Source organism: Massilia sp. CT11-108 (genome assembly GCF_047302915.1).
GTDB lineage: Bacteria > Pseudomonadota > Gammaproteobacteria > Burkholderiales > Burkholderiaceae_D > Telluria > Telluria orientalis.
The window spans coordinates 1-355 of sequence record NZ_JBKYMO010001346.1 but is presented as its reverse complement, the minus strand read 5'-3'; the positions used below and the strand labels follow the sequence as shown (position 1 = coordinate 355).

Below are 355 nucleotides of genomic sequence, written 5' to 3'. Positions count from 1 at the left end.
TGCGCTGGAGGCGGAGATCCGCGACGGCAGCGGCGCCACCCGCACCGCGATCCAGCTCGCCGCGCAGCTCGGGAGCGAAGGCGGCGCCGTCCAGATCGTCAACAGCCTCACCGACATCACGGAACGCAAGCAGGTCGAACTGCGCCTTGCCTACCTGGCCGACCACGACCCGCTGACCGGTTTGCCGAACCTGAACCACCTGCGCCGCGTGCTGGCGGACGCGCTGCGGGGCGAACAGATCGTCCTCCTGCTGATCGCGCTGGAACGCCAGCAGGAAGTGGCCGACCTGCTCGGCATCGAGGCGGGCGACGATGCCGTGCGCCAGGTCGCCGCGCGGCTCGACGGGCTGGCGCAC

1 protein-coding gene is annotated in these 355 nt (G+C 71.5%); it reads left to right on the top strand.

Features of this window, described 5'->3' with window-relative positions; genetic code table 11:
* Positions 1–355: diguanylate cyclase domain-containing protein (locus ACEN88_RS34730; RefSeq protein ID WP_413346962.1), on the top strand; the 355-nt coding region annotated here is incomplete at both ends.